Origin of the sequence: Micromonospora sp. KC721, assembly GCF_004348355.1 — a bacterium.
Classification (GTDB): domain Bacteria; phylum Actinomycetota; class Actinomycetes; order Mycobacteriales; family Micromonosporaceae; genus Micromonospora.
Genome location: NZ_SMJY01000387.1, coordinates 1 through 1,444, shown reverse-complemented (window position 1 = coordinate 1,444; position 1,444 = coordinate 1). Strand labels below are relative to the sequence as shown.

The following is a 1,444-nucleotide window of genomic DNA, read 5'->3' as shown; positions in this document are numbered from 1 at the left end:
GGCCTGGGGAGGGCGTGTGACCGGTGTCGGCATGGGATTCGTGGTCTGTGTCAGCGCGGACGTGTCGGTGCGGGAGCGGGTGGTGCGCCGGCTCGACGACCTCGGGCCGGTGGTGCTCTGCGCGGACCTCGCCGAACTGCGCGCGATGCTCTTCGGGTCGCCGGGGCCCGCCGTGCCGGAGGAAGAACATCCGTCGCCTCCGCCGGCACGCTGCGGCGACCTCGTCGTCGACCCGGCCGGGCACCTGGTCACCTGGCGGGGGCAGCCGCTGTCGCTGACCCGGTTGGAGCGGGAGTTGCTCGCCCAACTGGCCGGCACTCCGGGCGGCGTGTGGAGCTACGAGCGGATCTTCGCCTCGGTCTGGGGCGGCACCTGGTTGGGCGACGCGGCGATCCTGCACTCCGCCGTGAAGCGGCTGCGCCACAAGCTGCGTGTCCTGCCCGACGGCCCGCAGGTGCAGACGGTGCGCGGCGTCGGCTACCGACTCGTGGTGCCGGGGGTGTAGTCGGTGGCCGCCTCGCGGTGCCGGGGCGTGTCCGGGGCCGGCGGCGGGCCCGTGACACGATGGCCGGGTGAGCGGTGCTGTCCAGGCGGGGTGGGCCCCGCCGAGTGGTCCTCCCGAGCCGACCCCCCGGCGGGGGTGGCCGCGTTGGCTGCTGGCCGTCACCGTGCTCTGGGCGGTGCTGCTGGGCGCGCTCACCTGGTGGTCGGTGCGGACGGATCCACCGACCGTGCGCGAGCAGCGCAGCATCGGTCAGGCCGCGCCGGTCGTGGAGCGGGCCGTCGGTGAGCTGGTCGCCGCGATCGGCGACGGTGCGTGGGCGCTGGCCGCGACCCGCTACGAACCGGGCTGCCGGGTGACCCCGATGGCCGACGGCGCGACGCTGATCGGTGGCGTGACGGTCTTTGTGCCCGAGGGCGACGAGCGGGCGCTGCTGGAACGGGTCGCGGACCGGCTGCCGGCGAGCTGGCGGGCCGGGGTGCGGGCCGGCTCGGCGGGGCCCCGGCTGCGCGCCGACGCCGGGGAGTTCGTCGTGGTCGAGGGGCGGACCGCCGGCGCGGGCCGCATCGAGTTCGAGGCGGACACCGGCTGCCGCCCGGTGGACCGGCCGTACGCGGCACCGCCGCTCGGAGCCGGCGGTCCGCCGCTGGACGCGGTGACCGAGGCCGCCCGAGCCCTGGGACGGTCCGCCCCGACGTCCGCCGAGTCACTGAGCGCGGCCTGCCCGGCCGGTGGCCGGGCGACCACCACCCTGGTCACCGCCGGTCCCGCGCCGGTCGACCTGGCCGGCCTCTGGCCACTGGCCGCCCTCTCGTCCGCACATCCCGCCACCCTGCTGGACGCCCCCGAGGTGTACGCCTACCGGCGCGGCCCGATGGTCGTCCTGGCCGACGCCACGGGCGACGAACTGCGCCTGGCCGCCTCCACCCCCTGCCCCTGACC

Annotated in this window: 2 protein-coding genes; both read left to right on the top strand. The window is 77.0% G+C overall.

The window, feature by feature from the left end; all coding sequences use genetic code 11:
• Positions 1-61: 61 nt before the first annotated feature.
• Entirely contained in the window at positions 62-505 is a 444-nt protein-coding gene (locus E1182_RS30535) for a winged helix-turn-helix domain-containing protein (protein ID WP_243706511.1), read from the top strand.
• Between the two features lie 67 nt (positions 506-572).
• A complete protein-coding gene (locus E1182_RS30530; RefSeq protein WP_132271190.1) occupies positions 573-1,442 on the top strand; it encodes a hypothetical protein in 870 nt (289 codons plus the stop codon).
• Positions 1,443-1,444 lie beyond the last annotated feature (2 nt).